This is a genomic window from bacterium (assembly GCA_024228115.1).
In the GTDB taxonomy this organism is placed as follows: Bacteria; Myxococcota_A; UBA9160; order UBA9160; family UBA6930.
Window position 1 is genome coordinate 45,731 of record JAAETT010000052.1, and the last position, 6,000, is coordinate 51,730.

The following is a 6,000-nucleotide window of genomic DNA, read 5'->3' on the forward strand; positions in this document are numbered from 1 at the left end:
GGGAGACCCTGCGAATTGACCCACCGGAACCTAGGAGGCGTCTTCGGGGGGAATCTCCGGCGTCGCCTCGAAGCGATACCGCGTATTGGCCGTGGAAGCCTCGAGGGCATCGGCCCCGCTCTGTTCCACCGCCAGGACCGCCGAGGTGGTCACGACCTGGCCTTCGGCATCCTGGAAGCGCAGCGCCAGGCCCGGCTCCGGCTCGGCCAACAATCTCCCCGTGCCGAGGAGCTCGGGCTTCGCGTCCGGGTCATCGATCCGAGTTCGCTCGATGCGCGCGCTGCGGCCGGCAAAGGCGCTTCCGCCGGGGCGCACCAACGGCTCGCCGATCCGGACGTATTGCGTGACCTCCCCCTGGGCATCCGCGCCAGCCTCTTGTCCGGCAAACATCTCGTCCACGTGCGCCCTGAGTTCCGAAACGTCCAGCGAAGGGAGCGTCGCGTCGAGTAGGCTCAGGACGTAGACGCGACAATGAGTCGCCACCGCAAGGCATCGTTCGTTGAGGAGACGAAGTTCACGGATCGGGCTCGAAGCGAGGCCGCGCTCTGCTCGGATGCGCAGCTCGAGACGTGCGCCAACCCGCGGGCACACCAGGATCTCACCCACCCCCAGCTCCCGCCGAGACAGGCTTCCCCCCTCAGGTGCGTACTGGGAGAGCGCCACGCGTACGCCAGGTACGAAAGGTGCAGTCTCACGATCGGTTGCCGATGTCACGGGATCCATCACAGCGTCCGGGGCTGGCGGACGAAGTCGATCAGTTTCGCGGCGCCCAGAGCCTCCGAGAACAGGAAGCCCTGGACCTCGTCGCAATCGAGCTCGCGGAGGATTTGCACCTGGGAGGGTTCGGTCACGCCCTCGGCCACCACCGAGAGTCCAAGGCTATGGGCCATGACGATCATCGCGCGGACGACGCTGGCCGCATCCGGATTGGTGTGGAGATCCCGGATCACGGATTGGTCGAGCTTCAAACAATCGAGGGGAAGGTCCAGGAGGACGCCCAACGAAGAGTAGCCCGTGCCGAAATCATCGAGCGCGACGTGCACGCCAGTCGTGCGAACCTCTCGTAGGAGCTGAGCCACCCGGTCGAGCCCGAGAAGCGCGACACTCTCGGTCACCTCGAGTTCCACCCTCGAGGGATCGACTCCTGATTCCTGCAGGGTGCAGAACAGCTTCTCACCGTAGCCCGGCTCCATGAGCTGAGCCCCGGAGACATTCACCGAGATCCGGATCGGCTCGATGCCCGCATCATCGAAGCGGCGAAGATCCTGACAGGCATGATCCAGGGCGAATTGTCCGAGGGCACCGATCAGGCCAGCCTCCTCGGCCAGAGGGATGAACTCCGCGGGAGAGACCCTCCCAAGCTCCGGGCTGTTCCAGCGCATCAGCGCTTCCGCGCTGGCGACGTGACCATTGCGCAGACGAATCCGGGGCTGGTAGTGCACCTCCAGCTCGCCTGCTTCCAGGGCAGCGCGCAACCGATCTCGCACGTCCCGACGGCGATCCCGACTCTCCGCAAGGCTGGGTCGATAGGCATGCCAGCGATCACCGCCCTGCCCCTTCGCTTCATACATCGCGGCATCCGCGTACCGCACCAGTTCATCCGGGATGATGCTATCCAGCGGCGCCCCCGCAATCCCGACGCTCGCCGTCGCAGTCAGCCGGACGCCCATGACTTCGAAGGGTTCGCGAAACGCGTCCACGACCTGGGCGGCCAGGCGTTCCGCACTCGCACGATCGATGGTCGGCAGGATCACCGAAAACTCATCGCCACCGAGCCGGCCCAGGACCGGGCGTTCGCTCTCGCATACACGCGAGGGTATTTCGGGGGTATCGCGGATGGCATTCCGCAGACGCCCAGCTGCGTAGCGCAGGAGGAGATCACCCCCGCGGTGGCCCATGCGGTCGTTGACGGCTTTGAGTCCGTCCAGATCGATGTACAAGAGCGAGACCGGATTCTCGGAACTCGACGAGCCCACAGCTTCGCCCAGCTTGGAAAGGAAGTGGTGGCGAGTGACCAGCCCGGTAAGCCCATCGAAATGCGCGAGCTTCTGGAGCTTGCGAAACGATTCCCGCTCTTCGGTCACGTCGAACATTGCGCCGACGACCTTGCGCGATCCATATTCGAGCCTGCGGATCCGGTGCAGCAGGATGCGTTCCTCGCCCGAAGCGCCGCGCACCGAATGCTCGACGGTCCCCGTGCCTCCTCGCCTGGCGATCGCTTCGACCGCTTGGGTCAGCTGCCGGGTCGCACTGGATGAAATACTCGAGAGCAACGTGGGCCAATCATTTCTCTCCCATTGCCTCTGCTCTTCGCCGAGTTCCGCCGCGATCTCGCTGGAGCACTCGACCAGGCCGCGGTCCGGATCCAAAGTCCAGATTGCGGTGCCGGAGAGTTCTCTGGCACACACCGCCAGGTCGTGCTCGGAACGGAGCGTGCTGAGCTCAGCAGATAGAGCCATCATTCGTTTCGAGCGCGCAATCACTCGATGCCACGGAACAGCGCCATCGACGGCTGCGATGGCTTCGTGGTGGTCGTCGCCGGCCAACACCGTGTCGACAAGCGCCTCGTCCTCGCATAGCAAGAGGCGCGGAACCCGTTCTCGGCTGGGACCTCGAAGCGGCCGGGGCTCCTTTTCCGGATCGAGACCCCCGCGGATGTCGAGGAGCAGCAAGTCGGGCCGGGCCCCAAGATCTTCCGCCATCTCGTCCCAATGCATGGCGACAATGGAGGCGCCGATCGGCTTCAGCGCCTCGGCGGCCTCACGCCACACCCCCTCCTGAGCCGTGACGACCCAGACGATCATGGGTGGTTTGCAGGAGGGCTCGGTCACCGACGCTCCAGCGGACGGGAAGTCGTCCGTACGTCAACGATCGGCAGATCGAGCACATGCATTGAGATGACAGGAGCAGACCGAAGCTGTAAATGGGGGCTTTTGACCCAATTTAGCGGTATCTGAGCGCTTTCTGAACAGCTTCGGAGGCCTCCGTGACCGCATCACCGGCCCCCTGGGCGAGCATCCCCATGGCGAAGAAGCCGTGAATCATCCCGTCATATCGAGTCGACGTGACCGCGACTCCGGCCTTCCCGAGCCGTTGTGCGTATCCAGGCTATCGATGCCCCAAGCGGCCCCGGCACCACCCGATCCTCCACCGAGGCAAGCGGAATCTCCTCTGCGGGGAGCTTCATCTGCTCGAAGGAAACTCGCGCTGCGGCGGACTCGAGCTCGTGGAGCTTCAGGCCCGGGATCCGGGCGAGTGGGTCGAGAACGATCTGGAGGCCGGATCCAGGGGCACGCTTCCCTCCTTGCGGACGGAACACTGTACGCTCCCTGGGCCTCCAATACCGAGCAGGAGAACAAGGTGATTACAGCCCGGCCCGAAGATGTGGGACTCGATGGTACGCGCCTCGGCCGCATCGACCGGCACCTGCAGGAGCAATACATCGACCGGGACAAGATTCCCGGCGCATTGACGGTCGTCGCGCGACGCGGCGAGGTGGTTTACGCCTCCGCACTTGGCCAGCGAGATCGGGAGCGTCAGCTCCCCATGGAGCTCTCCACCCTCTTCCGCATCTACTCGATGACCAAGCCGATCACTTCGGTCGCGCTCATGCAGCTTCACGAGGAAGCTCGCGTCCGCCTGTCCGACCCGGTCCATCGTTTCATTCCGGAATGGAAGGACCTCTCGGTCTATGTGCAGGGCAATCATCCCCACTTCCTGACGCGCCCCTGCGACCGGCCGATGACCGTCCGCGACCTGCTCACCCATACCTCCGGCTTGACGTACGGGTTCATGGAACGCACCAACGTGGATGCGGCCTACCGGAAGCTCCGGGTCGGGGATCGCAAGGCTGGCACCACCCTACGCGACATGATCGGCCAGTTGGCAACGCTGCCGTTGGAATTCTCCCCGGGGAGCGCATGGAACTACTCCGTGGCCTCCGACGTTTGCGGCTATCTGGTCGAGGTGATCTCGGGCCAACCCCTGGATCGCTACCTCCAGGAGCATGTCTTCGCCCCACTCGGCATGAATGAAACCGGTTTTCAGGTCCCCGAGGCGCTTCGGGATCGATTCTCCGCTTGTTATGCACGTGGCCCACGGAAGGTTTTGCGCCTGGAGGACGATCCGGAAGACAGCCCCTTTGCGCGCGATGTCACATTCTTCTCCGGTGGGGGAGGATTGGTCTCGACCGCCGCCGACTACCTGCGTTTCTGCCGGGCACTACTCGGAGGCGGCCTTCTCGACGGCCAACGCATCATCGGCCCGCGTACGCTCGACCTGATGACTCGCAATCACCTGCCGGAGGGGCAGGATCTTTCCGAATTTGCGGTAGGGACGTTCTCGGAGACACCCTACGAGGGCACGGGTTTCGGCCTGGGTTTTTCGGTCATCGATGACCTCGTCCGCGCCCAGAACGTGGGCTCGGTTGGAGAATTCGCCTGGGGGGGCGCAGCCAGCACGATCTTCTGGGTCGATCCTGCCGAAGAGCTGATCGTGCTCTTCTTCACTCAGCTCATGCCTTCTGGGACTTTCGATTTCCGCGGGCAACTCAAGGCCCTGGTCTACGGAGCGATCGTCGATTGAGGGCTTGCCTTCTTGCATTCCTGTTGATCGCTCCCGTGCAGGGCGCCTCTGCGGCCCCCGAGGAGCCCATTCCGGAGCAGGTCGTGCTGCTACACGGCCTGGCCCGTTCTCCCCGGGCGATGCGGCCCCTCGAAAAGCGCCTCGCCCGGGAGGGCTATGCCGTCCACAACCTCGGCTACCCGTCCCGCAGCGAGCCGCCGGAAGCGTTGGTGGACCACCTTCAGGGTTCCCTGGACCAATGCTGCGTGGAAAGCGGAGAGAGGCTGCATTTCGTCACCCATTCCTTGGGAGGCGTGTTGGCCCGTGCCGTCCTGGCTGAAAAACGACCCGAAGCCCTCGGCCGGGTCGTGATGATTGCGCCGCCCAACAAGGGAAGCGAGCTGGTCGATACCTTTGGCAACGACTGGTGGTTCCGGCTCTTTCTCGGCCCGACCGCCGAGACCCTGGGAACGGGCAGGACGAGTTTTCCGAGGAGCATCGGGCCGCCGGACTACGAACTGGGCATCATCGCGGGCGCCCATCCTCTTTCGAGCAACGTGGGCGCCTGGATCGTCACCGGCGAAAATGACGGTGTCGTCTCCATCGAAAGCGCACGCGTCGAAGGCATGACCGATTTCCTGGCCGTTCCGGCCGGGCACGTGCGTATCCGAAACAACGACGGCGTTGTCGACGAAGTCATCCACTTCCTACGCGCGGGGCGCTTCGAACACGGAGAACAGAGTCAGATGTCGAATGGTCAGCGACCCTAGCCGACCTCTCGTAGACGGACGTGGCGAGCGGACCTGACAGGGCCACTCGCGCCCACGCTGGAGCAGGCTACGCCCGATCCGTCTGGCTCAGCTCGCTGCGGTAGGCAAACAGGGCCGGAGCGCCGCCGGTATGCCAGAAGAGCACGGGGCCGTCGCCGGCGATCCCATTCCTCACGTCGCTCACCAGTGCAGCCATCGCCTTGCTCGTGTACACCGGATCGAGCAGGAGGCCCTCGTTCCGGGCGCAGAGAGAGATCGCCTCGAGGCCCTCCTGGGTCGGAACACCATACGCCTCACCCAGGAACGCGTCCGTCAATTCGACGACATCATTCGGCAACTCCGGTTGGCCTAGCAGCTTGCAGACCTCGCCTGCCAGGGCGATAACGGCCGGCTGATCTTCCTGGGCCTGATGGGCGACGCAGATGCCGCGAATGGACGCCTCGCGCCCAGCAAGCTGAAAACCGCAGAGCAAGCCGGCCAGCGTGCCGCCCGTCCCGGCCGCCACGTAGATGCGCTCGAAGGCCGGTGTGTAGACGCTCACTCAGAAGCGTAGAAATCTGATCATTTGGCCGGGGGGCGACGCAGCCCGCCGTTCCGGATTCCGATTCAGATCTTCCGGGTCGAAAGGTCCTTGACCCAGGGCGAACGCCCTCCCGGCTCGACCGGA

Annotated in this window: 5 protein-coding genes and 1 pseudogene; 2 read left to right on the top strand and 4 right to left on the bottom strand. The window is 64.5% G+C overall.

Going from position 1 to position 6,000, the window contains the following annotated elements; translation table 11 throughout:
* Nucleotides 1-30: 30 nt before the first annotated feature.
* The 3 genes and pseudogenes from GY937_02330 to GY937_02340 form a co-directional block, all read right to left on the bottom strand.
* Nucleotides 31-723 carry a hypothetical protein gene (locus tag GY937_02330; protein ID MCP5055542.1) on the bottom strand — a complete coding sequence of 231 codons (693 nt, stop codon included), beginning with the start codon at nt 721-723 and terminating at the stop codon, nt 31-33.
* Nucleotides 723-2,831, bottom strand: a complete 2,109-nt coding sequence (locus GY937_02335; GenBank protein ID MCP5055543.1) for an EAL domain-containing protein — start codon at nt 2,829-2,831, stop codon at nt 723-725. Before GY937_02335 ends, GY937_02330 begins: the two co-directional genes overlap by 1 nt.
* Nucleotides 2,832-2,943: 112 nt before the next feature.
* Nucleotides 2,944-3,102: pseudogene (locus tag GY937_02340) on the bottom strand (alpha/beta hydrolase).
* 12 nt (nt 3,103-3,114) lie between these two features.
* Between GY937_02340 and GY937_02345 the strand changes: the two are divergent.
* Together GY937_02345 and GY937_02350 are read left to right on the top strand one after the other, a co-directional pair.
* Nucleotides 3,115-4,584 carry a beta-lactamase family protein gene (locus tag GY937_02345; GenBank protein ID MCP5055544.1) on the top strand — a complete coding sequence of 490 codons (1,470 nt, stop codon included), beginning with the start codon at nt 3,115-3,117 and terminating at the stop codon, nt 4,582-4,584.
* A 119-nt stretch (nt 4,585-4,703) separates the two neighbouring features.
* The gene (locus tag GY937_02350; GenBank protein ID MCP5055545.1) at nt 4,704-5,333 is read left to right on the top strand and encodes an alpha/beta hydrolase; all 630 of its coding nucleotides are present in this window, start codon (nt 4,704-4,706) and stop codon (nt 5,331-5,333) included.
* A gap of 67 nt (nt 5,334-5,400) precedes the next feature.
* Here the strand turns inward: GY937_02350 and GY937_02355 are convergent, their stop codons facing one another.
* A complete protein-coding gene (locus tag GY937_02355) occupies nt 5,401-5,874 on the bottom strand; it encodes a pyridoxal-phosphate dependent enzyme (protein MCP5055546.1) in 474 nt (157 codons plus the stop codon).
* Nucleotides 5,875-6,000: the final 126 nt, after the last annotated feature.